The following is a 24,997-nucleotide window of genomic DNA, read 5'->3' on the forward strand; positions in this document are numbered from 1 at the left end:
TCACACCCGTTCCCATACCGAACACGGAAGTTAAGCTCTTTAGCGCCGATGGTAGTTGGGGGCTTCCCCCTGTGAGAGTAGGACGTCGCTAGGCACACAGTAGCCACTGAGAAATCAGTGGTTTTTTTGTTGTTTTGAAATTAAAGGTAAACTATTGTATTTTATATTCATTAATAAACTCAAAAAATGTTAAAATTTATATAACAAGTAAAGGGGTGTATTGGAATGGCAACGGGGTTATATAGCGAAAACATAGAAGTTGGGGAATTAAAGTTACAAGAGTTTATTCAAAATAAAGAGGAATGGGCTGTACTGATACCTGGTTATTTACATCATGAATTCCCTAATGAGCAAGATATGATTTGGGTATTTCAAGGTGATTTTGGGATTATTCAAAAAGCTGTGAAGGTAGAGCTTAAGTACAAGGAAGCAGCTCCTAATCAAGTTATGTTCGATTTAGTAGGTTTGTCAGATCCGATAAATGGTGACGGTTATTTTGAAATTAAACAAAATCAGGACGGCACATGTCAATTAGTTGGCAATTTAACGATGAAAGCAAGTGGTTTTTTAGCAGGTATGATGAATCCTATATTAGAAAAGTTCGTACCTCCATTAGTAGAACAGCTAGTACAAAAAATGGCGGTAAAGGCTAGTATTTAGTATGTTAATAGATAACGTAGAGTTAAGTACTTTTCAAAATTTTATACTGAGATGAATAGAAGTAGCGAAAGATCATTGTCATTAGGTGCAGTGGTCTTTTTTTTGGAATAACTTGACAAGTTTTTTTATAAAACTTATATTTGAGTAAACACTCAAATATTTAAAAAGTGGTGGTGAAAATAGTCGATGTCAAAGAAAGATAAAATTTTGGAAATAGCATTAGAACTCTTTACAGAAAAGGGCTTTAAAGCAACAACTACTAAAGAAATAGCATTAAAAAGCGGAGTAGCAGAGGGGCTTATATTTTATTATTTTAAAGATAAAAATGAACTTCTTAATCATCTTGTTCATGAATATTCTTTTATTGGTTCGCTACAAAAAGAGATGAATGAACTATCTGGACTTGATCCTCTTCCTGCTTTAATTAGATTTGGACAATTGTATGCAGATTTTTTGTCACGAAATAAAAGCTTTTTAACTTTTATATGGTCCCCAGAAATAGTACAAAACACGGATGTGAGTAAGGATATTGTGGATTTTATAACTACAATGGGTGAACATGCCGATACATTTTTCACAAGAGCTATTTCATGTTCTATTGAAAAAAAGAAGATCGAAACTGCAACTTCGATGTTTCTATCAGCAATATTAACGCGTGTGTTGGTCGAAGGAAGAAAAACAACTAATATACCAACAGAAAATAAAGAATATATTGAAGAGGTAGTAACACTTATTATAAAAGGGCTTGAAAATTCACATTAAAAAAACTTCTTTTTTTTAGAAAATTTTTGAGTGATTACTCAATTCACTTTTGAAAGAAGGTAGGATTATGAGTTATTCGATAGATATTCAAACGCTTATTTGGTTATTTCCCATTATGTTTATCCTTCATGATTTTGAAGAGATTATTATGATTGAAAAATGGATAAATAAGAATTCTACTATTTTGTATACAAGATTGCCAGAAAAAATTGCTGATAGAGTTATGAAACAATTTTCAATGTCGACGGTACAGTTCGCCGTAGCGGTAGTCGTAATATTTATGTTTGTAAGTAGTTCCACATTTATAGCAAGTCAGTATGTGAATCAAGGACCATTTGGAGATATCTACTTTTTCACTATTGTTACGCTAGTCTACTTTCTACATGCATTCACCCACCTTGCACAAGCTGTCTTTTTTCGTTCCATTACACCTGGTGCATTCACGTCCTTGATTATTGTTATTCCATACAGTTTAATTTTGTATTATTCTTTATTAGTTCAGAATGTTATAACGTGGAATATTATTTTTGTATGCTTGCCATTCTGTCTTTTAATAATCCCTGTTGTACTATTAGCACACTGGATTGGGAGAAAGGTTATATAACAGATATATTTTGTTTTTATGTCAATCCAGTGTATAAGCTATCCTATTCGGTGGGATAGCTTTTTTATCACGTCAAAATTTCGTATAATTAAATAAGAATATAACGGAAATGGGTGTTTTGTTTTGCAAAAGAAAAAGCCGATTGTAGAAGGGTTAGAGCGTTTTCGACAACAACAAAATATTTCCTTTCATGTCCCAGGGCATAAGCATGGAGAGCTGTCCCATCTTCCTCAGGCATTTAAAGATGTAATGAGATATGATATGACTGAATTATCAGGTCTCGATGATTTGCATCACCCAGAGGAAATGATTTTAGAAGCAGAAAATTTGTTGGCAGATACATATGGGGCAATGAAAAGCTTTTTTTTAGTAGGTGGATCTACAGTTGGAAATTTGGCAATGATATATGCCACTTGTAAAAAAGGCGATACGATCATTGTTCAACGTAATGCACATAAGTCAATTTTTCATGCAATTGAGCTTGTTGGAGCAAAGCCTGTATTTGTTTCGCCAATATGGGATGAACGAACATTAACTGCAACATATATTACTTATAAAGATTTAAAAGAAGCTGTTGATAATTATCCAGATGCTCGTGCAGTTGTTTTAACATATCCTACTTACTATGGTATGACATCTATAGAGATACAGCAGCAGATTGCGTATTGTCATGAAAAGTGCATTCCTGTTTTAGTGGATGAAGCACACGGAGCTCATTTCAGTGCTTGCACCTTATTTCAACCATCAGCACTGACATTTGGTGCAGATATTGTAGTACAGTCTGCACATAAAACATTGCCTGCTATGACAATGGCATCCTTCATGCATGTTAATTCAGAATTAATCGACGTTGACAAAATAAATCATTATTTACGCATGCTACAATCTAGTAGTCCATCCTATCTTCTATTGGCTTCTTTAGATGATGCACGCTATTATGTACAGACATATATGGAGAGTGATGGTGCATATATAATAGAAAAAAAGAATCAATGGGTAGAGGCATTACGGGCTATTGGTTCTTTGGAAGTTATTGAGGTAGATGATCCTATAAAGTTATTACTCCGCGTTGATGGTTTTAGCGGCTTTCAATTGCAAGAGGCACTGGAAGCAAAACATGTCTACGCAGAACTAGCAGATGCAAATCAGGTGTTGCTTGTACTCCCTTTGTTAAAACAAGGGCATACCTATCCATTTGCAGAAATTCGTGTCCGTATTAAGGATGCTATAACATTGTTATTAGATACACCAAAGACAGAAAAAATAACAGCTACACAGACAGCCTATAACTTTGTGGCAATCACGGTACCAGAGTATACATTTGATGAAATTGAGAAATCGGAGAAAGAGTGGTTGCCCTATATGCGGACTATGGGGAAAATCTCTGCAAATATGATTATTCCTTATCCGCCTGGTATTCCATTGCTTGTCCCAGGCGAAAAAATAACAGTGGCAAAGTTAAGTCAGCTGGAAGAGTTACTAGCTACTGGTGCAACATTCCAAGGAATTCACCGTTTAGAAGAAAAAATGATTGAGGTCATGAAATAGTTGGAGGGTAATAGCAGCATGAAGTGCAATTTATTTATTACATTTGAAGGTCCAGAGGGTGCTGGAAAAACAACAGTCATTCAAAAAATAGCTGAGCGACTTGTTCAAGAAAATATTGATGTATTAGCAACGAGAGAACCTGGTGGTATTGAGATCGCTGAAAAAATACGGACGATTATTTTAAACCCCGCTCATACAGCGATGAATGAACGCACAGAGGCATTATTGTACGCAGCGTCGAGAAGTCAGCATTATTTTGAAAAGGTACGACCTGCTTTGGATGCTGGTAAAATGGTTATTTGCGATCGATTTATTGATTCATCATTAGCATATCAAGGGTATGCACGTGGTATCGGTGTTGATGAGGTACTATCTATTAATGAGTTTGCAATTGGTAAGAAGTTACCTGATGTAACAATTTTATTTGATCTTGCACCAGAGGTAGGTTTAGCACGTATATATGCTCATGGTGAGCGAGAAGTAAATCGTTTAGATGTTGAAAGTTTAGCCTTTCATAAGAAGGTTAGAGAAGGATATTTACAACTAGTGGAGCGTTACCCTGAGCGTATACATGTCGTCAATGCAGACCAAAATATTGAGCGTGTCGTAGAAGATGTTTGGTCATTATTATATGAGGCAATGCAGTAAAAGCATGAAGTTGTCCACTACATTGTGATATAATGGTAACATCTATAATTTTATTTAATGAAGGCAAAGTATTTATTAAATAAAATTAAATTTTCTGTAGATGCTACTGTTTTGAGAAAGGTAATTAGATTTTATCTAGATGAATTTAATAAAAGGGGTGAGTGCGAATGAAGTTAGTCGTAGCTGTAGTGCAAGATCAAGATAGCAGCCGCTTATCGAATGCTTTAACGAAAAATCAGTTTCGCGCAACTAAGTTAGCGAGCACAGGAGGTTTTTTACGCTCTGGAAATACGACGTTCCTTATTGGAACTGAAGACTCTCTCATACCCAAAGTTTTAGATATTATTCGTGATAATTGTCGAGCACGAGAACAAATGGTTGCACCTGTTTCACCATTAGGCGGGAATGCAGATTCCTATATACCTTATCCTGTGGAGGTAGAGGTAGGAGGAGCGACTGTTTTTGTATTACCAATTGACCAGTTTCACCAGTTTTAATTAATTGCAACATTAAGTACAATGTCTAATTTAGCTTTTGTTTTTTATAAGAAAGCAAGTGGGGGCGAAAACAGCTTGAAGATCAATCAGGATATACGGGTCGGGTTAAATACTAATCGCAAAGAGCCACTGCAAAACAATAATCAAAATAACCGATTTGGAGATATGGTCGTTAAGCAAGGAACCAAATTGCAAACAGATCAGCTTACACGACTGCTAGGGGATATTTCTACAGCTGGTGATCGCGTAGCGAGATCACGTAATTTACGAGAACTTGCTCGTTTTAAAATGCTTGTAAAACGATTTCTACAAGAAACAGTAGAACATGGTATGGAATTAAAGCAATCACATACATGGAATCGTTTTGGTGAAGGAAGACGCTTAAAAATTATTGAAACCATTGATACGCGTCTTGTGGAGCTAGCACAAGATATTTTAGATGAAGAAAAAGAAGCAATTGACCTTCTTGATAAAATCGGTGAGATTAAAGGCTTATTAATTAATTTATATATGTAAAACCCGTGTCTCGTTCTCTTGTAGGCGCGGGCTTTTTTCAAATATATTCAGTAGCTATTGTTATAGTACTAGAGAAAGCCTCCATTTAACATCATAGATGTTTTTGTACCAAAAGTGAGCAATAAAACTGTGATGTAATAGATATTTAGGAAGGAATTCAAGTATATGGCCAAGAATGTTGAGGAGCTTTTCACACTTCAACCAACCGTAATGAAGCAGCTTCAGACGATTTTTGACAAAAATAGATTAGCGCATGCATACATTTTTGATGGCGAAAAAGGGACAGGCAAAGTAGATATTATGAATTTTTTTGTCAAATTAATGCTATGTGAGCAACCAAATCAAAATGTTCCATGTGAAACATGTCGAAATTGCAGACGTGTTGATTCGGGAAATCACCCAAACATTCATCAAATATATCCAGACGGTCAATTTATAAAAATTGATCAAATACGTGATTTGATTGCTGAAATGAAAATGATGGGTGTCGAAGAAGGACGCAAGATTTATGTACTACATCATGCAGACCGCCTTAATGTAGCATCAGCAAACATGATACTTAAATTTTTAGAGGAGCCTGAAGGGGAAGTGACTGCAATTTTGCTAACGGAGCAAATGCAATCAATATTACCAACAATTCGCTCGCGCTGTCAGCATATTAAATTTCAAAAAATGCCTCGGCATGTATTGTTACAGTACTTGCAAGATAACAATATTTCTTATTCAATGGCTTCTACGGTAAGCATGATGACGAACGATCTCGAAACAGCTATATTTTTAGCAAATGATGAGCAGTTTGCACATGCCCGAAAAACAGTGTTAAAATTAGTAGAAGCAATTCGTCACAATGTACATGAAGCGATGCTTGTGGTGCATGAAGAATGGTTGCCACTTTTTAAAGAAAAAGCAGAGATGGAGCAAGCATTGGATTTACTACTATTTGCTTACCGTGATATAGTGTCAATAAAAGCTAATCCCGAAGCAGCTTGTACTTTTCCAGACATGTTACAGACATTTAAAGAAGCTGCGTTACATTCGACTTACGAACGCCTATCTAGTCAAATGGAGTCTATTTTACAGGCGCGTGCATCTTTACAGCGTAACATGAATAGGACGTTAATGATGGAGCAGCTAATGCTAAATCTGCAGGAGGGATATACATTTGTATAATGTAGTGGGAGTCCGCTTTAAAAAAGCGGGTAAAATATATTATTTTGATCCAGCATCATTTCTACTAGAGGACAGTCAATATGTCATTGTAGAGACAGCTCGTGGCGTAGAATATGGTAAAGTAGTTGTTCCTCAAAAGGTTGTTGGGGATAATGATGTAGTATTACCACTTAAACAAGTACTACGACCAGCTGATGAACGTGATCGTATTCAAGTAGAGGAAAATGCTGCAGAATCAAAGCGCGCATTTGAACTCGCAAGTACAAAAATTATAGAACACAATTTAGAGATGAAGCTTGTTGATGTTGAATATACATTTGATCGTAATAAAATCATCTTTTATTTTACAGCTGAAGGACGTGTCGACTTTAGAGATCTTGTAAAAGATTTAGCTTCGGTTTTTAGAACACGTATCGAACTTCGACAAATTGGTGTACGTGATGAGGCGAAGCTATTAGGTGGCATTGGTCCATGTGGCAGAATGCTTTGTTGTTCAACTTTTTTAGGCGATTTTGAGCCAGTTTCTATTAAAATGGCTAAGGATCAAAACTTATCTTTGAATCCATCAAAAATATCAGGTCTATGCGGCCGTTTAATGTGCTGTTTGAAGTATGAAAATGATGAATATGAGGAAGCAAAAGAGGGTATGCCTGACATTGGTGAAATGACGATGACACCAGATGGCCGCGGTAGAGTTGTAGGTTTAAATGTGCTAGAAAGACTCATTCAAGTATATTTACAAGAGCAGGAACGCACAGCTGAGTATACACTAGAAGAGCTGCTAGCATGCGAAAAAAATCTTATATAAGATAGAGAATTTAACGAGGTGGCTTGGGTGAAGGACCGTAATTTCTTAGATACCGTTATGGAGTTCGAACAACAGCTCGAAGCAATGCAGGAACAATTTGGTGCATTGAAGCAATTTGTAGCGTTAATGATGGAGGAGCATAAAGCACTCGAAACAGAAAATCATCACCTTCGTACACGTCTAGAAGAACTACTTTCTACACCTAACTCCGTACAGGCTTCTGATGTGAAGAAAGAGAATTCGCTAGATATTGGAGAGGGCTATGATAACCTAGCACGTCTATACCAAGAGGGCTTCCATGTTTGTCATGTTCATTTCGGAAGTTCACGGAAAGGTGAAGACTGTCTATTTTGTCTATCATTTTTAAATAAACAAAATGTGTAATAGAAGGCTGATTCCCACTACCGTGGTGTCAGTCTTTTGTTTTGTATAGTAGGAGGAAGAAATACATGGAAAATTGGCTAAAGGATGACGAAAGGCTAGATTATTTGTTGGCTGAGAAATTACGTATTATTCAAAGCCCTTCTGTCTTTTCGTTTTCATTAGATGCGGTGCTACTTTCAAAATTTGTCACTGTCCCACATCATAAAGGGGAAATTGTTGATTTATGCTCAGGAAATGGTGTAATTCCTCTTTTTCTTAGTGCTCGTACAAAAGGGCATATTACAGGAATAGAGATTCAACCACGTTTACTGGATATGGCTGAACGGAGCATTCGATACAATCAGTTAGAAGATCAAATCCATATGATTCTTGGTGATGTCAAGGAAATGCCTAAGCAGCTTGGTATAGAAAAATATGATGTAGTGACATGTAACCCACCTTATTTTTTAGCACATGAGGCGAGTGATAAAAATTTAAGTGAGCATTATGCTATTGCTCGTCATGAACTGTATTTAACATTAGAGGAAGCCGTACAATCAGCAAGTAAACTCTTAAAGCAAGGTGGAAAAGCGGCTTTTGTTCATCGGCCAGGTCGACTATTGGATATTGTTACAGCAATGAGAGCAAATCGTTTAGAGCCTAAACGGATGCAGCTTGTATATCCGAAAGAGGGTAAGGAAGCCAATACACTATTAATAGAAGGAATTAAAGATGGTAAACCTGATTTAAAAATATTGCCACCCCTGTATGTCTATAATGCTAACAATGAATATACAGCGGAAGTGAGTGAAATTCTTTATGGAAAAGAATGGTAGACATTATTTTTATGTATTAGAATGTGCCGATCATTCCTTTTATGCAGGCTACACAAATAATGTAGAAAAGCGTGTCGCAGTACATAATGCGGGTAAAGGAGCAAAATATACAAGAGCTCGAGGACCAGTGAAATGTATATATGTAGAGGAATTCCATACAAAACAAGAGGCGATGCGTGTAGAATATGCTTTTAAACAGCTGACACGAATACAAAAGCTGAAATATATGGGGGAGGATAAGTCATGAAATCTCAAAAAAGTACAATGCACGATCATACAGGTTGTTTATATCTTGTTGCAACACCTATAGGTAATCTAGAGGATATGAGTGTACGTGCACTACGTATTTTAAAGGAAGCAGATATTATTGCTGCTGAAGATACACGTAATACAAAGAAGCTATGCAACTATTTTAACATTGCAACACCACTTATAAGCTATCATGAACATAATTTAGCGGTGGGGGGAGAGAAACTATTAACCCTCTTGCGTGAAGGGAAAACAGTTGCATTAGTTAGTGATGCGGGTTTACCTTGTATTTCCGACCCTGGTGCAGATATCGTCGAAAAAGCAATTGAGCAGGACTTTCCAGTTGTGCCAGTTCCGGGTCCTAATGCAGCGATATCAGCATTAATTGCCTCGGGTTTAACACCGCAACCGTTTTTCTTTTATGGATTTTTGAACCGAGGGAAAAAGGAACGTCGACAACAATTAGAGCAACTAAAAAAACGTCAGGAAACAATGTTGTTTTATGAGGCTCCTCATCGCTTAAAAGAAACCTTGAAAGATATGGAGACTATTCTTGGGGATCGTCGTATTGTATTAGCTCGTGAGTTAACAAAGAAATTCGAGGAGTTTTTAAGAGGCACACTTCATGAAGCGGTGGAATGGTCACAAACAAAGGAAATTCGAGGGGAATTTTGTATTGTTCTTGAAGGAAACACTAACGCTGAGGAAGAAAACAGTGAAGAAGCGTATTGGACCAAAATGTCTATTGTTGAACATATCGATTATATTATTGAACATGCAGGTGTTACATCCAAAGAAGCGATAAAAGAAGTAGCAAAATTACGTCAACTAGCTAAACGAGATGTCTATAACGAATACCATAGCTAATATAAAAAGGTTGCCTTTAATAGGGCAACCTCTTTTTTCTATTTAGTTACTTATAAAATCTTTAAATTGATAATAATTGTAAAAAATAGTACCCTTAAATGTGAAAGGTCTGACATGGACATTTTTTGGGTATATTAAATTTAATATAAGCAAAGAACCTAAATCGCTTTTCTCGATTTAGGTATATATCAAAATTATTTTTTTAAGTTTGATTGGATTTCTTTCATTAACATTTCAGCGCCTTCAGCACTTAAAATTAATTTGCCCCCAACTAGACGGAAGTTATCGTCAGATACTTCACCAGTAACAGCACATGTCATGTTAGGCATATATTTTTTTAAGATGATTTTGTCATCATCCACATAGATTTCTAAAGCATCTTTTTCAGCAATACCTAATGTACGGCGTAATTCGATTGGAATTACTACACGACCTAACTCATCGACTTTACGAACAATTCCTGTTGATTTCATAATTATTTTTCCTCCTAATGTTAAAAGTTATATTGGTATTTCGTCAAATTTCGACATAATTTCTTTGTCTGATAGTTATCATACCAAGTAATGCCATAAACGTCAATTAATTAATACACTAATATTATTGCTTTCAAAAAAATTTTTGAGGAGAAAACAGATATTTTGGTTTTTTTAAAAGGTTTTTATTATATATTTTCATTTATAGTAAAAAAGCTTCTTGTTTAAGACAGTAAATGGATTGAACTTATTATTCGACAATTTTCGCGTACTATTTAAACTTTCATTGAAACGAATTTCGTACTTCGTTAAAATAGATAGTATATTGTGAAACAATGGAGGCAGTTCTTGTGAGCGAACTAAATAAAACATTCTATATAACAACCCCAATTTACTACCCAAGTGGGAAATTTCATATTGGTACAGCGTATACAACTGTAGCGTCAGATACAATTGCACGTTATAAACGTTTACGAGGTTATGATGTACGTTTCTTAACTGGAATGGATGAACATGGGCAAAAAATTCAAGAAAAGGCAGCAGAAGCTGGCAAACATCCGCAACAATATGTAAATGAAATTGCTGATGCGGCAAAAAAACTTTGGGCATTAATGGACATTTCGTACGATGACTTTATACAAACAACGCAGGAACGTCATACAAATGCTGTCGAAAAGATCTTCCAAAAGTTTTTAGATAATGGTGATATTTATAAAGGTGAGTATGAAGGTTGGTACTGTACACCATGTGAATCATTCTTTACCGAGACACAATTAGTAGATGGTAACTGTCCAGACTGCGGTCGCCCGGTACACAAAGTTAAAGAGGAATCTTACTTCTTTAATATGAAGAAATACGCAGATCGACTATTAGCTTATTATGAAGAAAACCTAGAATTCATTGAGCCTGAATCTCGAAAAAATGAAATGATAAACAACTTTATTAAGCCAGGACTAGAGGATTTATCTGTTTCTAGAACTTCATTTGATTGGGGTATTAAAGTACCTGGAGACCCTAAACATGTTATTTATGTATGGGTAGACGCCTTAACTAACTATATTACAGCGTTAGGTTATCTATCAGAAGATGAAACATTATTCAACAAATATTGGCCAGCAGATGTTCATGTAGTTGGAAAGGATATTGTTCGTTTCCATACGATTTATTGGCCGATTTTCTTAATGGCACTAGATTTACCACTTCCTAAAAAAGTGTTTGCACATGGTTTTATTATGATGAAGGACGGCAAAATGTCTAAATCTAAGGGCAATGTTATCTATCCAGAAATGTTAATAGAGCGTTATGGCTTAGATGCGACACGTTACTTCCTATTACGTGAATTACCTTTTGGCTCTGATGGTGTATTTTCGCCGGAATCATTTGTCGAACGTACAAACTTCGACTTAGCAAATGATTTAGGAAATTTATTGAATCGTTCAATATCAATGATTAATAAATATTTCGACGGCATTATCCCTTATGAAAATTTTCAACCGACAGAATTTGATGCAGCATTAAAAGAGCAGGCTGAATCGGTACGTATTAAATATGAAGAAAGTATGGAAAAAATGCAATTTAGTGTCGTATTGGCCGACTTATGGACACTTGTCTCAAGAACAAATAAATATATAGATGAAACTCAACCATGGGTCTTAGCTAAAGAGGAGTCAGATAAGCCAAAATTAGGTGCTGTAATGCGAAATTTGGCGGAAAGCTTACACCAAATTGCTGTCATGTTACAACCATTTATGACATCTACGCCTAAACGAATTATTGAGCAATTAGGCTTGGATGACAAATTCTTAGCATGGGACACAATTGAAACATTCGGTAATACTATTCCAGCAAACATTAAAGTGGTAGAAAAAGGTATACCTATTTTCCCTCGTTTAGAGAGTGAGGTTGAAATTGCTTATATTCGTGAGGAAATGCGTGGTTCAGTGAAAACACCACAAGCGGAAGAACCAAAAGAGGAGTTAAAAGCTACTGAGGTTCCAGAAATTCCTGAAATTACTATCGATGATTTTATGAAAATTGATTTACGTGTCGGTACTGTAACAGCGTGTGAAACTATACCGAAAGCAGACAAATTATTAAAGCTTCAAGTAGATCTTGGATATGAGCAACGACAAGTAGTTTCAGGCATTGCCAAGTTCTATTCTCCTGATGAACTAGTTGGTCAAAAAGTGATTGTTGTCGCGAACTTAAAGCCAGTTAAATTACGTGGAGAATTATCACAAGGAATGATCCTAGCTGGAGAAAAAGATGGAATTTTAAAACTAGCATCGGTTGATCCGAAACTGGAGAACGGTGCAAAAGTAAAGTAAAACATGGTAAGGAGGGCCTGCTGACTACAAAAAGTTCAGCAGGCTTTTAAAATCTTCTTGAAAAACACAGTATTTATTATTTCAAAATAATTTATAAGCGCTTAAAAGTGTATTTTTTTAGGTATATAGTAACAAATATAGTACTTAAGATTATTAGTAATGTCACGTTATTGAATTTTTTGTAACCTATTTGTAATGTTTACGCAAAATATGAAATAATAATTTTTAATAAAATCTATGTTAGGAGAATGGCGATGTTCATCGATACACATGTTCATTTAAACGCAGATCAGTATGAAGAAGACTTACAAGAGGTTATTAATAGAGCTCTCGAAGCGAAAGTAGAGATGATGGTTGTTGTTGGCTTTGACCGTAAAACCATTGAAAAAACAATGCAATTGGTTGAACAGCATGATTTTATTTATGGTGTCATAGGGTGGCACCCAGTTGATGCAATTGATTGTACGCAAGAGGACTTAAACTGGATTGAAGAATTAGCAGCACATCCAAAAATAGTTGGTATTGGTGAAACTGGTTTGGACTACTATTGGGATAAATCCCCTAAGGTTGTTCAACAAGCGCTTTTCCGAAAGCAAATTCATTTAGCGCAAAAGGTGAATTTACCAATCATTATTCATAACAGGGATGCAACAGGTGATGTTGTACAAATTTTACGTGAAGAAAATGCAGCATCTGTTGGAGGCGTTATGCATTGTTATAGTGGCAGTGTCGAAACAGCACGTGAATGTATTGCTATGAATTTTATGATTAGTCTTGGCGGGCCAGTGACATTTAAAAATGCACGCATGCCAAAGGAAGTGGCGACAGAAATACCTTTAGAGCATTTGATGATTGAAACAGATGCGCCGTATTTAGCGCCCCATCCATATCGAGGAAAGCGTAATGAGCCAGCTTTAGTGCCATTAGTTGCAGAAGAAATTGCCCGTTTAAAAGGGTTAACGATTGAGGAAATTGCACAGGTAACGACAGCCAATGCGAAAAATTTTTTTAGAATTGACATTTAACTAGCTGAGATGCCTCCAATATTGGGTTTGTGGTTTGTCAAAATGGTGAAGTCAATTTTCTTAGAAATGTTTTCGGGTTGACAGTGCCAAATCTAGTCCGTATAATCCAACCTTGTATTAAGGAGGCGTTTTTTCATGTCAAATAATTCCATGAAAAACTTGTTCTTAGGATCATTGAGGAGTAAGCAAACAGTGATAAGAATTATTTCACTTGTCCTGTTTGTATCTGTAATTTCATTCGTACTTTTTCAAGGTACTAAAAAATCCGTAACGCTTGATGCGAACGGAGAAAAAATCGAAGTAGCAACACATGCCAAAACTGTAGAACAACTATTACAAGATCAGAATATAGACGTAGCAGAGCATGACAAAATATCACCCTCTCTGAACACCACAATTGTTAATGGATTAGCAATTACATGGGAACAGGCAAAAGAAGTAACTATTTCAGTTGATGGAAATCAGTCAAAAGTTTGGACAACTGAAACACAAGTGAAAGACATTTTGAAAGAAGCAAATATCGAAGTATCAGAGCATGACTCTTTAGTACAGGGTCTAGATACAGAAATAGGGGCAGATAACAAAATCGATATTCAAAAAGCGTTTCAAGTATCGCTTGTCGATGGTATAACTAAAAGACAAGTATGGTCCACTTCGACTACGGTCGCTAACTTTTTAAAACAACAAGGAATTCAGCTAAATGAATTCGATCGTGTCGAAAATAACCTGAAGGACGTTCTTACTCCGGAGAGTAAAATCACAGTAGTTCGCGTAGAAAAGGTTATCGATGTAGTGGAAGACTCTTTAGATTTCGCAATTGAAAAGAAGCAGGATGCTTCAATGCAAAAGGGGAAACAAAAGGTAGTAAAAGCGGGAGAGAAGGGTACAATTTCTCGTACGTATGAAATTGTGAAAGAAAATGGCCAAGTTATGGCTAAAAATCTACAATCTGAGAAAGTCATAAAAGAACCGAAAGAGCAATTGGTTGCAGTAGGTACTAAAACTGTAGTAGCAAGTGCAGCTACTGTATCGCGTGGTTCAGCAGAGCCATCTAATGGTAAAGAATTTTATGTAACTGCAACTGCCTATACCCCTTATTGTAAGGGTTGTTCAGGTACATCTGCCACTGGCATTAATCTACGCTCGGGCGGGTTGAAAGTAATCGCGGTAGATCCATCTGTTATTAAGCTTGGCTCAAAAGTTTGGGTTGAGGGCTATGGAACAGCTGTTGCTGGGGATACTGGTGGCGCAATTAAGGGTAATAAGATCGATATACTTGTACAATCAGAAACCCAAGCAAGTAATTGGGGAATTAAGAAAGTGCGTATAAAAGTATTAAATTAAAAAAATTGTAAAATTAATCAAAATGTTTTTCGCTAAATATTAGCTTTCCTGTTTTGACTGGCGGGAAAGCTTTTTTATGTTGGAAAGTGAACAGCCGTGTATTTCTGTACAATCGTACTGTGCAGTTGTAAAATGGTCTGAAGATAAGGTAGAAAAGAGGAGCCTTTTTGCAAGTTAAAGAAATCATCGTTGTAGAGGGAAAAGACGATACAACAGCTATTAAGAGAGCTGTACAAGCAGATACAATTGAAACGAATGGATCAGCAATTTCAGAGGAAACACTAAAGAGAATTCAACATGCACAGGATAAAAGAGGTGTTATTGTTTTTACTGACCCTGATTATCCAGGACGCCGGATTCGTGCAATTATTGAGGAACGTGTGAAAGGTGTGAAACACGCTTTTTTACCAAAAGCAAAAACAATAGCGAAAAACGGTAAAGGGCTAGGGATTGAGCACGCTGCAGATGAGGATATACGTGAGGCACTAAGACATGTCTATACCCCAAATAGTGTTGAGCCAATCGCTGATGACATTACGCTAGAAGATTTAATGACAGCACGTTTAATTGGTCATCCACAGGCTAAAAATCGCCGTGATCGCCTTGGGGAAATTTTGAATATCGGTGCAACCAATGGGAAACAACTTCATAAAAGATTGAAAATGTTTCATATTACAGAAGAGCAATTTGGTGCGGCTGTCGCACAGTTAGATCAGGAGGAAAACCATGCATAAGGATATTGCAACACCAATAAGAACTCAAGAAATTTTAAAAAAATACGGTTTTTCATTTAAAAAAAGCCTAGGTCAAAATTTTTTAATTGACCCAAACATTTTAAGAAATATTGTTAGTCATGCAAATTTAACTGAGAATAGTGGTGCAATTGAAGTCGGTCCTGGTATTGGGGCTTTAACGGAGCATTTAGCTAGAAGTGCAAAAAAGGTTGTATCTTTTGAAATTGATCAGCGATTATTACCTGTACTAGAGGATACACTGAGCCCGTATAATAATGTGACGATTGTACATTCAGATATATTAAAGGCGGATGTTGCTAAAGTAATTGAGGAAGAGATGCCAGGTATTGAAGATATTATGGTTGTAGCGAATTTACCGTACTATGTGACAACCCCGATTTTAATGAAATTGCTAAATGATCGCTTACCGATCCGAGGCTTTGTTGTTATGATGCAAAAGGAGGTTGCAGATCGCATTACAGCCAAACCTGGAACGAAAGAGTATGGTTCTTTATCGATTGCAATTCAATATTATGTAAAGGCTGATATTGCCATGACAGTACCAAAAACTGTTTTTATGCCACAGCCAAATGTAGATTCTGCGGTTATCCGCCTTATTAAACACGATGAACCCCCAGTAAAGGTAGTTGATGAGGATTTCTTCTTTGTTGTAACTAGAGCGTCGTTTGTACAGCGTCGAAAAACAATCTTTAATAATTTACAATCAGGTTTACCAAATGGGAAGGAACATAAAGAAAAAATTATGGATGCCTTAACAGCAGTAAATATTGAACCAACACGTCGAGGAGAGACACTTACTATTCAAGAGTTTGGTAAATTGGCAGATGCACTACATCCAACGTTTGCAAAGTGAAAATTTTTGTTAACTTTTTTTATTATAAGTAAAAAAAACATGGTTTTTTATAAAAAATAAGTTGACAACATTTATTCAAGGCTGATAAAATATTATATTTTGTTGACATTTTTGGGCTAATCGCTTATACTAATTAGTAGTGAGGTGTAAGCGAAAATGCCAAGAACTTTAGCGGACATTAAAAAGTCGTTGGATTGTCATCTGGGTAAACGTTTGCAGTTAAAAGCAAACGGAGGTCGCAAGAAAACGATCGAGTGTGCAGGGATATTGCGTGAAACATATCGTGCTATCTTTGTAGTTGAGCTTGATCAAGAAGACAATACGTGCAAGCGCGTATCGTATAGCTACACAGATATTTTAACTGAAGCAGTAGAGATTACATTTTTAGACGAAGCAAAAGCTGCTGTCGCAAAATAGTTTCTAGTACTTATTTCTATATTTTGGAACACTCATGTATGTTAAAAACTACATGAGTGTTTTGCGTTTTCTGGGACATACTAAATTCGTCAGTTGTTAAAGGAGGAGTTTATATGCCTAGAAAAGGTATCATGTCACCTCGATTAAAAGAAGAGATCGCTAAAGAGCTTGGATTTTATGATGTTGTGCAACGAGAAGGCTGGGGCGGCATTAAAGCTCGAGACGCAGGTAATATGGTCAAACGTGCCATTGAAATGGCTGAAAGAGCAAGCACTGAACAAGAGCATAATAAGTAGACTATTTTGGTTAAAATAGACCACTTATAAATTTAACTTCATTTCAGCAGGGAAGAAAATTTCCTGTCGACACAACAACACAACTGACGAGAGAGAACCGTTACTCCAATAAAGGGTATACGGTTCTTTTTTTCCATTTTCGCTTTCCCATTATGGTAAAATAAAATGAATAATCTTGTGCGAAAGTGAACGGCTGTTACGTGTAGCTATAAGGAGGAAGAAAGATGCTTTATGTAAAGGCGCCTGCAAAAATAAATTTAACATTAGATGTACTTTATAAAAGACCGGATAATTATCACGAAGTAGAGATGGTCATGACGACTGTTGATTTAGCTGATCGTATTAGTCTGGAATCTCGAGAAGATGGCTTAATAGAAATAATTTCAACAGATAATTTTGTGCCAAATGATCACCGCAATTTTGCTTATCAGGCAGCGCGTCTAATTAAAGATACATACGGCATTGGACAAGGTGTATCTATTACTATAGAAAAGGAAATACCAATTGCAGCAGGTCTTGCAGGTGGTAGTAGCGATGCGGCTGCTACACTGAAAGGTTTAAATGAGCTATGGAATTTAGGCCTATCCATAGATGAATTGGCTGAACTAGGTGCTAAAATTGGTTCGGATGTTTCTTTTTGTGTCTATGGTGGTACAGCATTAGCGACGGGGCGTGGAGAAAAAATTCAGGAATTGCCAGCACCGCCAAACTGTTGGGTAGTACTAGCGAAACCTAAAATAGGCGTCTCTACAGCAGAAGTATATGGAGGGCTCAAGGTTGAAGGATTAGAGCATCCAAATACAAAGCAAATGATTCATGCTATTGAAATGGAAAATTATGAGCTCCTGTGTGCATCATTAGGAAATGTTTTGGAAACTGTAACATTTAAGTTACATCCTGAAGTAGTGATGTTAAAGGAGCAAATGAAACGCTTTGGAGCAGATGCAACATTGATGAGCGGAAGCGGTCCAACAGTGTTTGGCTTAGTAGATAGTGAAGCTCGTGTAAGTCGTATTTATAATGGTTTACGTGGTTTTTGTGAAGAAGTTTATGCTGTACGGATTTTAGGCGAGCGAAATACGCTTGCTTAAAAACGCAAATTTGTGTTAATTTTACCTATAAATATTCGTGTTTAGGAGAGGGTCGCATGAAATGGAAGCGTAGTGAACGACTAGTTGATATGACGTACTATTTACTAGAACATCCACATCAGCTGATCCCGCTAACTTATTTTTCAGAACTATATCAATCTGCAAAGTCATCCATCAGTGAAGATTTAACGATTGTAAAAGAAACTTTCGAAGAAAAAGGAATCGGGTTATTGATGACAGTACCGGGCGCAGCTGGAGGAGTTAAATATATTCCTAAAATGTCCGAGGCTGAGGTCCGTTTAGTTATTCAGGACTTAAAGGCGGAGCTTGAGCATTCAGATCGTTTGTTGCCAGGCGGTTATTTATTTATGACGGACTTACTCGGCAATCCAGACTTAATTAATCGTGTTGGAAAGGTGTTTGCATCTGCATTTGCTGACCAACAGATTGATGTCATAATGACTGTGGCAACAAAAGGCATTTCCATTGCCCACGCCATTGCAAGACATTTAAATGTACCAGTTGTTGTTGTTAGAAGAGATAGTAAGGTGACTGAAGGATCTACAGTCAGCATTAATTATGTCTCCGGTTCTTCCAGAAGAATTCAGACAATGGTATTATCAAAAAGAAGCATGAAGAGTGGACAACGAGTGCTGATTACTGATGACTTTATGAAAGTCGGAGGTACAATGAACGGCATGAAAAACCTATTAGAGGAGTTTGACTGTCAGCTAGCAGGTATTGCAGTGCTTGTAGAGGCTGAGCATGCAGATGAAACTTTAGTAGACGATTATTATTCACTAGTGAAGCTTCATGAGGTTAATGAAAAAGACCGTACTATTGCATTAAGTGAAGGTAACTATTTTTCTAAAAGGGGAAATGACAAATGAATGTAGTAGCAACAACAAATGCTCCAGCAGCGATTGGTCCATATTCACAAGGGATTATTGTAAACGGCATGTTTTATAGCTCAGGTCAAATTCCACTAACAGCAGCAGGCGAGCTAGTGGAAGGAGATATCACAGTGCAAACTAATCAAGTGTTTGCTAATTTAAAAGCAGTTTTAGAAGCTGCCGGTTCATCTTTAGACAATGTTGTTAAAACAACTGTTTTTATGAAGGATATGAACGACTTCGTGGCTATGAATGAAGTATATGCAAGCCACTTTGGCGACCATAAACCAGCCCGTTCAGCAGTTGAGGTTGCACGCCTACCAAAAGATGTAAAAGTAGAAATCGAAGTTATTGCCATTGTAAAATAAATAGTTTTTAAAGCTCGCTAAAGAGAGAGGTTTGCTCTTTTTAGTGAGCTTTTTTAACTTCTTACAGCGGGTGTCCAAACATCCGCTGCAATAAATGAACTCCGGCGAATGTCACGGAATCGGAAAGGAGTTCACATAGGATGTTAGCCTAAAATCATCGCATCCATGCGATAACGGCTAACTGACCTGCATCGATAAAAACGCCACGTCCTGTGGCATTACCGAAATGATCGACATCGTGTCAGCTCTCGTGCAGGCCTAAGCTCAAAGCCGATTCCGGACGCAATTATGTCGAGGCAAATTGATTAAATTGAGAGTGGATGACAAACAATTGTCAAAATTTACGTATATTAGAGAAAATATTATACTGATAAGTATTCAAATTTTTTAGAAAATTTGATAGACTATGAAAAGGAAAATATTCGGTAATAATGAATATTATATTTTCATTTAGGCATCCAAGAAGAGAGGTGGTGAGAAAATGGAAGTTACTGATGTAAGATTACGTCGTGTACAAACAGATGGTCGCATGCGTGCGATTGCTTCCATTACACTCGACAATGAGTTTGTAGTTCACGATATTCGTGTAATTGATGGGAATACGGGTTTGTTCGTCGCTATGCCAAGTAAACGAACACCAGATGGAGAATTTAGAGATATTGCGCATCCTATTAATTCAACAACTCGTAATAAAATTCAGGAGATTATTTTAAACGAGTACCATAATTCGAGCGAAGTAGAAGAAACGGAAGAATTAGAAGGAATTGGCGTATAATAACTGTTAATCTAAAAGGTATTTACAAATTTAGTATAATTCTGGCGAAAGTATATAATAAGAACTCTTCTTAATTGGAGAGTTCTTTTTATTTTGAGAATAAGAGAAAAGGAGCAGTTTTAGGACATACATATTAACATTCGAGCATAAGGTGCATTTGATTTGGAAATTCATCTTTTTGTCAAGTCAACATGCCTTGAAAATAGATGGATTTTGCTATATAGTCATAAGAGAAAATGAGCGTATTGGAGGACTTACAGATGAGCAACGTTTTTGCTGTCATTTTGGCTGCTGGTCAAGGTACACGTATGAAGTCCAAATTATATAAAGTGCTCCATCCAGTATGTGGGAAGCCAATGGTACAACACGTGGTGGATCACATTCAAACGTTAGATGTGAATCGCATTGTTACGGTTGTAGGACACGGTGCAGAAAAGGTGCAACAACAGCTTGGTGATAAAAGCGAATACGTTTTACAGGCTGAACAATTGGGTACAGCACATGCTGTTCAACAAGCTGAGGAAGTATTAGGTAGCGAAGAAGGAACAACATTAGTTGTATGTGGTGATACACCACTTATTCGCCCTGAAACAATGCAAGCTTTGTTTAAGCATCACCAAACAAAGAATGCAAAAGCAACAATTTTAACAGCGGTTGCAGAAAATCCAACAGGCTATGGTCGTATTTTACGTGGCGACAATGGTCAAGTGGAGCAAATTGTTGAGCAAAAGGATGCTTCAGCAGAGCAGCAATTAGTTAAAGAAATTAATACGGGCACATACTGCTTCGATAATAAAGCGTTATTTGAGACTTTAAGACTTGTGAAAAATGACAATGCACAAGGTGAATACTATTTACCAGATGTCATTGAAATTTTACAAAAACAAGGCGATATCGTTGAAGCTTATGTAACGGAAGATTTTGAAGAAACACTTGGTGTCAATGACCGTGTTGCTTTGTCACAAGCAGAAGGGCTAATGCGTGCAAGAATTAATGAAAAACATATGCGTAACGGTGTGACAATCATTAATCCAGAAACAACGTATATTAGCGCAGAAGCAGTAATTGGTCGTGATACTGTCATTCAACCAGGCACTATGATCGAAGGTACGACTGTTATCGGTGAAGATTGCATAATCGGGCCAAACACACAAATTATAGATAGCCGTATTAGTGACAGAACAACTATACATTCTTCTGTTGTGCGTGAAAGCGCTGTAGCAGAAGACACAGCAATTGGACCGTTTGCAAATATTCGACCACTTTCTGATATTGGTAGCCATGTGAAAATTGGTAACTTTGTTGAAGTGAAGAAAAGTAAACTAGGGAATGACACGAAAGTATCACACTTAAGCTATATTGGCGATGCTGATATAGGAAATAACGTTAATATTGGCTGTGGTTCCATCACAGTAAACTATGATGGGAAAAACAAGTTCCAAACGATTGTTGAAGATGATGTATTTGTAGGATGTAATACTAACTTAGTAGCGCCAGTGAAAGTTGGAAAAGGTTCATTTATTGCAGCAGGATCTACAATTACAAAAGAAGTTCCTGAGGATGCACTTGCAATTGCTCGTGCAAGACAAGAAAACAAACCGAATTATGTAAGCAAATTAAATTCAAAATAATTATCAACTAAACAGGAGGCCATCATGCCGTATCATTATGCAAACTCACAATTAAAAATATTTTCACTTAATTCGAATAATCCACTTGCTCAAGAAATTGCGCAAGAAATGGGTGTTGAATTAGGGAAATCTTCTGTTAAACACTTCAGCGATGGAGAGATTCAAATTAGCATTGAAGAAAGTATTCGTGGTTGTGATGTGTTTATTGTGCAGTCTACTTCTGCACCTGTAAACGAACATTTAATGGAGCTTTTAATTATGGTAGATGCTGTAAAACGTGCATCTGCTCGTACAGTAAACGTTGTAATGCCTTACTATGGCTATGCTCGCCAAGACCGCAAAGCAAAAGCGCGCGAGCCAATTACAGCTAAATTAGTGGCAAACCTACTTGAAACAGCTGGTGCAACACGTGTTATCGTTTTAGATCTACATGCACCACAAATCCAAGGTTTCTTTGATATTCTAATCGACCACTTAATGGCAGTACCTTTATTATCGGATTACTTTAAATCTAAAGGTATTCCAGAGGAAGAAATCGTTATTGTTTCTCCAGACCATGGTGGTGTAACTCGAGCTCGTAAAATGGCAGAACGTTTAAAAGCACCTATCGCTATTATTGACAAGCGTCGTCCGAAGCCTAATGTTGCAGAAGTAATGAACATTGTTGGTAATGTTGACGGTAAAGTGGCCATCTTGATTGATGATATTATTGACACGGCTGGTACAATTACAATTGGTGCGGATGCATTACGTGCTGCTGGTGCGAAAGAAGTTTATGCTTGCTGCTCTCACCCAGTATTATCAGGTCCGGCAATTGAGCGAATTGAAAACTCTGCAATTAAAGAGTTAGTTGTAACAAATACAATTCAGCTTGCTGATGAGAAAAAATCTCCAAAAATTACAGAGCTTTCAGTAGCTAAATTAATGGCAGATGCAATCTCTCGTGTCTATGAAAATAAATCTGTAAGTACTCTATTTGATTAATATAAATAACAGATCCCACATATAATAAGATGTGGCATATTAAGGACAAATCTACGTTTGCAAGTAGATTTGTCTTTTTTATATGTTTCTTTTGTTTGAATTTTCTTATAAAGGGGTATAATAGTAATTGTGACTTAATAATATTTACACTATTTTAAGAAGTTCGCCTAGTCAGAACGGAAATCAACGCCACGTTATGAGATAAACCAAAATAGAGGTAAATATTATTATAGCCTTAACAAATGTCATTGATTTCATCGGAAATAGTGGCATTTATAATAAGGCGTAAATAATTTTCTTGGAAGGGGAAGTTTAGATATGAGTACAGTATTAAGTGTTAAAAAGCGCGAAGCTGGGCATCGTTCGACATTAACCCAACTTAGGAAAGGGGGAGCCATTCCTGCGGTTATTTACGGCTATAAATTAGATTCGACCCCGATTTCTATTTCAGCGAAGGAATTCAGAAAATCCATTCAAAAGAATGGGCAAAACGGTGTGTTTTCAATGGAGTTAGATGGGAAAAAAGTGAATGTTGTTGTGTCAGAAATCCAACAGTGCTCTATGAAAGATGAAGTAGATCATATCGACTTTTTAGCAATTAATATGGCCGAAGCGATAGAAGCTGAAGTGCCTATTAAACTTGTTGGAGAATCAGTTGGTGTTAGTGTGGGTGGCATATTAATGCAACCAAACTTAGATGTGAAAATTAATGTAAAACCAGCTGATATACCAGAAGCTATTGAAGTTGATATTACTGAACTTAAAATTGGTGAAACAATTACGGTAGCAGATATTCGAGATATGATTGTTTTCGATATCATCAATGAAAATGATCATACATTGGTATCAATTATGGCTCCAGCCGTGGCCGTTGAAGAAACGGCAGATAATGCACCGGAATGAGTGTAAAAATATATGTTAAGGAAAGGCTACTATGGAAGGCTAAAAACTTCTTTAGTAGCCTTTTGTTTTTAATGCAATCTGTTATTTTAAAACCATTTCACGATATGTATGGTTGAAGTAAGGATTTTTAATAATATCTAGCCGATATTGAACTTTTACTTTCAAAAATTGTACAAACTGCTTTCTAGTACACGATATGGTAAAATAATGACTATTAGATTGAAAGAAGAGAGGTTCTTATGAAAATTATTGTTGGGTTAGGGAATCCGGGTAAACCTTATGAGCATACAAGACATAATATTGGCTTTGATGTGATTGATGCATTAGCAGAAAAATGGGGTACACCTTTAACGAATTCAAAATTTAATGGTATGTACGCAACTGTACATCGTCCTGAGGGAAAGGTTCTACTTGTTAAACCTTTAACATATATGAATTTATCAGGGGAATGTGTTGGACCTCTTATGAATTATTTTGATATTGAAGTAGAAGATCTAATCGTAATCTACGACGATTTAGATTTAGAAACTGGAAAATTGCGTCTGCGTCAGAAAGGTAGTGCAGGCGGACATAACGGAATTAAATCATTGATTCAGCATTTAGGTACACAAGAATTTAATCGCATTCGTGTTGGGGTTAATCGCCCGCCTGCTGGCATGAAGGTAGCAGATTATGTGTTATCGAAATTTTCGAAAGAAGATCAAGCTATTATCGGGAACACTATTGATAAGTGTATAAGTGCTGTAGAAGTATCTCTTTCAAAGCCATTTCTTGATGTGATGAATCACTTTAACGGGTAGCAAATAATATACGAATCAAAGTTAACGCTTATCGTGGATTTTACAGTTTTTAGGATGACTTTGTATGTGCCTTGCAACTATAGCCAACTAAACTGTAAAGTACAGTTTTCTACACAATGCAAAAATTATTCTCTATTCGGAAGTCATAGCGGATAAGACATTTGAGCTGAGACAATAACTTGATAGTGCATAATCTTTTTTAGAAATGTCTATACTTTAAGTAGTAAGTTGCTTAAAGGAGGATGATTTGGAGATGTCAGTTCGCTATCGATGTCGGCATTGTGAAGTAGAAATAGGAACACTACCATTTGATGCAGATGATACAATTCGAAAACTGCATATTTTTGAATTGGGAGAAGCGGATGATTATGTTGAGAAAGATCAACATGGACATACGACGGTTCACTGCATTTGTGAGCAATGTGAGGATTCACTGAGACAATATCCAGATTATCACGCACTCAATAAATGGATTCAATAGTTGGAGGAATGCTTTGGCGCACACTGCGTGCGTTCAAAGCTTTTTCCGTTGAA

The 24,997-nt window shown here is 36.6% G+C and carries 30 protein-coding genes and 1 rRNA gene; 30 read left to right on the plus strand and 1 reads right to left on the minus strand.

The features are described 5' to 3' along the window. The 14 genes from rrf to rsmI all read left to right on the plus strand — a co-directional run. Window positions 1–94, plus strand: a 5S ribosomal RNA gene (rrf, locus tag ACIQXF_RS16895); the annotation flags it as partial. A 131-nt stretch (window positions 95–225) separates the two neighbouring features. Then, window positions 226–660, plus strand: coding sequence for an SRPBCC domain-containing protein (locus tag ACIQXF_RS16900; RefSeq protein WP_402784940.1), 435 nt, complete (start codon window positions 226–228; stop codon window positions 658–660). A gap of 186 nt (window positions 661–846) precedes the next feature. Then, on the plus strand, window positions 847–1,422 hold the full coding sequence (locus ACIQXF_RS16905; RefSeq protein ID WP_402784942.1) for a TetR/AcrR family transcriptional regulator: 576 nt from the start codon (window positions 847–849) through the stop codon (window positions 1,420–1,422). Between the two features lie 67 nt (window positions 1,423–1,489). Continuing rightward, entirely contained in the window at window positions 1,490–2,026 is a 537-nt protein-coding gene (locus ACIQXF_RS16910; RefSeq protein ID WP_402784944.1) for an HXXEE domain-containing protein, read from the plus strand. Window positions 2,027–2,149: 123 nt separating this feature from the next. Further along, window positions 2,150–3,574 carry an aminotransferase class I/II-fold pyridoxal phosphate-dependent enzyme gene (locus tag ACIQXF_RS16915; RefSeq protein ID WP_402784946.1) on the plus strand — a complete coding sequence of 475 codons (1,425 nt, stop codon included), beginning with the start codon at window positions 2,150–2,152 and terminating at the stop codon, window positions 3,572–3,574. An 18-nt stretch (window positions 3,575–3,592) separates the two neighbouring features. Beyond that, window positions 3,593–4,222 (plus strand): dTMP kinase, encoded by a 630-nt coding sequence (gene tmk / locus ACIQXF_RS16920; RefSeq protein WP_402784948.1) that lies wholly within the window; start codon window positions 3,593–3,595, stop codon window positions 4,220–4,222. 167 nt (window positions 4,223–4,389) lie between these two features. Beyond that, window positions 4,390–4,719, plus strand: coding sequence for a cyclic-di-AMP receptor (locus tag ACIQXF_RS16925; protein ID WP_402784950.1), 330 nt, complete (start codon window positions 4,390–4,392; stop codon window positions 4,717–4,719). Between the two features lie 75 nt (window positions 4,720–4,794). After that, window positions 4,795–5,235, plus strand: coding sequence for a YaaR family protein (locus ACIQXF_RS16930; RefSeq protein ID WP_402784952.1), 441 nt, complete (start codon window positions 4,795–4,797; stop codon window positions 5,233–5,235). A 165-nt stretch (window positions 5,236–5,400) separates the two neighbouring features. Then, the gene (gene holB / locus ACIQXF_RS16935) at window positions 5,401–6,405 is read left to right on the plus strand and encodes a DNA polymerase III subunit delta' (protein ID WP_402784954.1); all 1,005 of its coding nucleotides are present in this window, start codon (window positions 5,401–5,403) and stop codon (window positions 6,403–6,405) included. After that, a complete protein-coding gene (locus tag ACIQXF_RS16940; protein WP_402784956.1) occupies window positions 6,398–7,213 on the plus strand; it encodes a PSP1 domain-containing protein in 816 nt (271 codons plus the stop codon). Before holB ends, ACIQXF_RS16940 begins: the two co-directional genes overlap by 8 nt. Before the next feature lie 27 nt (window positions 7,214–7,240). Next, on the plus strand, window positions 7,241–7,597 hold the full coding sequence (yabA, locus tag ACIQXF_RS16945) for a DNA replication initiation control protein YabA (protein WP_402784958.1): 357 nt from the start codon (window positions 7,241–7,243) through the stop codon (window positions 7,595–7,597). 65 nt (window positions 7,598–7,662) lie between these two features. After that, entirely contained in the window at window positions 7,663–8,412 is a 750-nt protein-coding gene (locus tag ACIQXF_RS16950; protein WP_402784960.1) for a tRNA1(Val) (adenine(37)-N6)-methyltransferase, read from the plus strand. Further along, entirely contained in the window at window positions 8,396–8,659 is a 264-nt protein-coding gene (locus ACIQXF_RS16955) for a GIY-YIG nuclease family protein (protein ID WP_402784962.1), read from the plus strand. The genes ACIQXF_RS16950 and ACIQXF_RS16955 overlap by 17 nt, the downstream gene beginning before the upstream one ends. Then, window positions 8,656–9,528 (plus strand): 16S rRNA (cytidine(1402)-2'-O)-methyltransferase, encoded by an 873-nt coding sequence (gene rsmI, locus ACIQXF_RS16960; protein WP_402784964.1) that lies wholly within the window; start codon window positions 8,656–8,658, stop codon window positions 9,526–9,528. The genes ACIQXF_RS16955 and rsmI overlap by 4 nt, the downstream gene beginning before the upstream one ends. Before the next feature lie 194 nt (window positions 9,529–9,722). Here the strand turns inward: rsmI and ACIQXF_RS16965 are convergent, their stop codons facing one another. Continuing rightward, window positions 9,723–10,001, minus strand: a complete 279-nt coding sequence (locus ACIQXF_RS16965; RefSeq protein WP_402784966.1) for a transition state genes transcriptional regulator AbrB — start codon at window positions 9,999–10,001, stop codon at window positions 9,723–9,725. 350 nt (window positions 10,002–10,351) lie between these two features. Here ACIQXF_RS16965 and metG point away from each other — a divergent pair, with 350 nt between their 5' ends. The 16 genes from metG to ACIQXF_RS17045 all read left to right on the plus strand — a co-directional run bounded on the left by metG (window position 10,352) and on the right by ACIQXF_RS17045 (window position 24,944). Continuing rightward, on the plus strand, window positions 10,352–12,328 hold the full coding sequence (gene metG, locus ACIQXF_RS16970) for a methionine--tRNA ligase (protein WP_402784968.1): 1,977 nt from the start codon (window positions 10,352–10,354) through the stop codon (window positions 12,326–12,328). A gap of 254 nt (window positions 12,329–12,582) precedes the next feature. After that, window positions 12,583–13,353 (plus strand): TatD family hydrolase, encoded by a 771-nt coding sequence (locus ACIQXF_RS16975; RefSeq protein ID WP_402784970.1) that lies wholly within the window; start codon window positions 12,583–12,585, stop codon window positions 13,351–13,353. Window positions 13,354–13,488: 135 nt separating this feature from the next. Next, on the plus strand, window positions 13,489–14,697 hold the full coding sequence (locus ACIQXF_RS16980) for a resuscitation-promoting factor (protein ID WP_402784972.1): 1,209 nt from the start codon (window positions 13,489–13,491) through the stop codon (window positions 14,695–14,697). Window positions 14,698–14,864: 167 nt separating this feature from the next. After that, on the plus strand, window positions 14,865–15,431 hold the full coding sequence (rnmV, locus tag ACIQXF_RS16985) for a ribonuclease M5 (protein WP_402784974.1): 567 nt from the start codon (window positions 14,865–14,867) through the stop codon (window positions 15,429–15,431). Then, on the plus strand, window positions 15,424–16,305 hold the full coding sequence (gene rsmA, locus ACIQXF_RS16990) for a 16S rRNA (adenine(1518)-N(6)/adenine(1519)-N(6))-dimethyltransferase RsmA (RefSeq protein ID WP_402784976.1): 882 nt from the start codon (window positions 15,424–15,426) through the stop codon (window positions 16,303–16,305). Before rnmV ends, rsmA begins: the two co-directional genes overlap by 8 nt. A gap of 156 nt (window positions 16,306–16,461) precedes the next feature. Next, window positions 16,462–16,722 (plus strand): biofilm formation stimulator Veg, encoded by a 261-nt coding sequence (gene veg / locus ACIQXF_RS16995; RefSeq protein WP_402784978.1) that lies wholly within the window; start codon window positions 16,462–16,464, stop codon window positions 16,720–16,722. Window positions 16,723–16,835: 113 nt separating this feature from the next. Continuing rightward, entirely contained in the window at window positions 16,836–17,018 is a 183-nt protein-coding gene (locus ACIQXF_RS17000) for a small, acid-soluble spore protein, alpha/beta type (protein WP_402784980.1), read from the plus strand. Between the two features lie 224 nt (window positions 17,019–17,242). Continuing rightward, the gene (ispE, locus tag ACIQXF_RS17005) at window positions 17,243–18,109 is read left to right on the plus strand and encodes a 4-(cytidine 5'-diphospho)-2-C-methyl-D-erythritol kinase (RefSeq protein WP_402784982.1); all 867 of its coding nucleotides are present in this window, start codon (window positions 17,243–17,245) and stop codon (window positions 18,107–18,109) included. Between the two features lie 56 nt (window positions 18,110–18,165). Further along, the gene (purR, locus tag ACIQXF_RS17010; protein WP_320940292.1) at window positions 18,166–18,999 is read left to right on the plus strand and encodes a pur operon repressor; all 834 of its coding nucleotides are present in this window, start codon (window positions 18,166–18,168) and stop codon (window positions 18,997–18,999) included. Then, window positions 18,996–19,370: a RidA family protein gene (locus ACIQXF_RS17015; protein ID WP_402784985.1), complete on the plus strand. Its 375-nt coding sequence runs from the start codon at window positions 18,996–18,998 to the stop codon at window positions 19,368–19,370. Before purR ends, ACIQXF_RS17015 begins: the two co-directional genes overlap by 4 nt. 481 nt (window positions 19,371–19,851) lie before the next feature. Beyond that, window positions 19,852–20,145 (plus strand): septation regulator SpoVG, encoded by a 294-nt coding sequence (spoVG, locus tag ACIQXF_RS17020; protein WP_402784987.1) that lies wholly within the window; start codon window positions 19,852–19,854, stop codon window positions 20,143–20,145. Between the two features lie 260 nt (window positions 20,146–20,405). Then, window positions 20,406–21,776, plus strand: a complete 1,371-nt coding sequence (gene glmU / locus ACIQXF_RS17025) for a bifunctional UDP-N-acetylglucosamine diphosphorylase/glucosamine-1-phosphate N-acetyltransferase GlmU (protein WP_402784989.1) — start codon at window positions 20,406–20,408, stop codon at window positions 21,774–21,776. A gap of 24 nt (window positions 21,777–21,800) precedes the next feature. Then, window positions 21,801–22,760 carry a ribose-phosphate diphosphokinase gene (locus ACIQXF_RS17030; RefSeq protein ID WP_402784990.1) on the plus strand — a complete coding sequence of 320 codons (960 nt, stop codon included), beginning with the start codon at window positions 21,801–21,803 and terminating at the stop codon, window positions 22,758–22,760. A 318-nt stretch (window positions 22,761–23,078) separates the two neighbouring features. Continuing rightward, on the plus strand, window positions 23,079–23,663 hold the full coding sequence (locus tag ACIQXF_RS17035) for a 50S ribosomal protein L25/general stress protein Ctc (RefSeq protein WP_402784992.1): 585 nt from the start codon (window positions 23,079–23,081) through the stop codon (window positions 23,661–23,663). A gap of 239 nt (window positions 23,664–23,902) precedes the next feature. Then, the gene (gene pth / locus ACIQXF_RS17040; protein ID WP_402784994.1) at window positions 23,903–24,463 is read left to right on the plus strand and encodes an aminoacyl-tRNA hydrolase; all 561 of its coding nucleotides are present in this window, start codon (window positions 23,903–23,905) and stop codon (window positions 24,461–24,463) included. A 253-nt stretch (window positions 24,464–24,716) separates the two neighbouring features. Then, on the plus strand, window positions 24,717–24,944 hold the full coding sequence (locus ACIQXF_RS17045; protein WP_008180264.1) for an anti-sigma-F factor Fin: 228 nt from the start codon (window positions 24,717–24,719) through the stop codon (window positions 24,942–24,944). Window positions 24,945–24,997 lie beyond the last annotated feature (53 nt).

Origin of the sequence: Lysinibacillus sp. NPDC097231, assembly GCF_044761885.1 — a bacterium.
Lineage (GTDB): Bacteria > Bacillota > Bacilli > Bacillales_A > Planococcaceae > Lysinibacillus.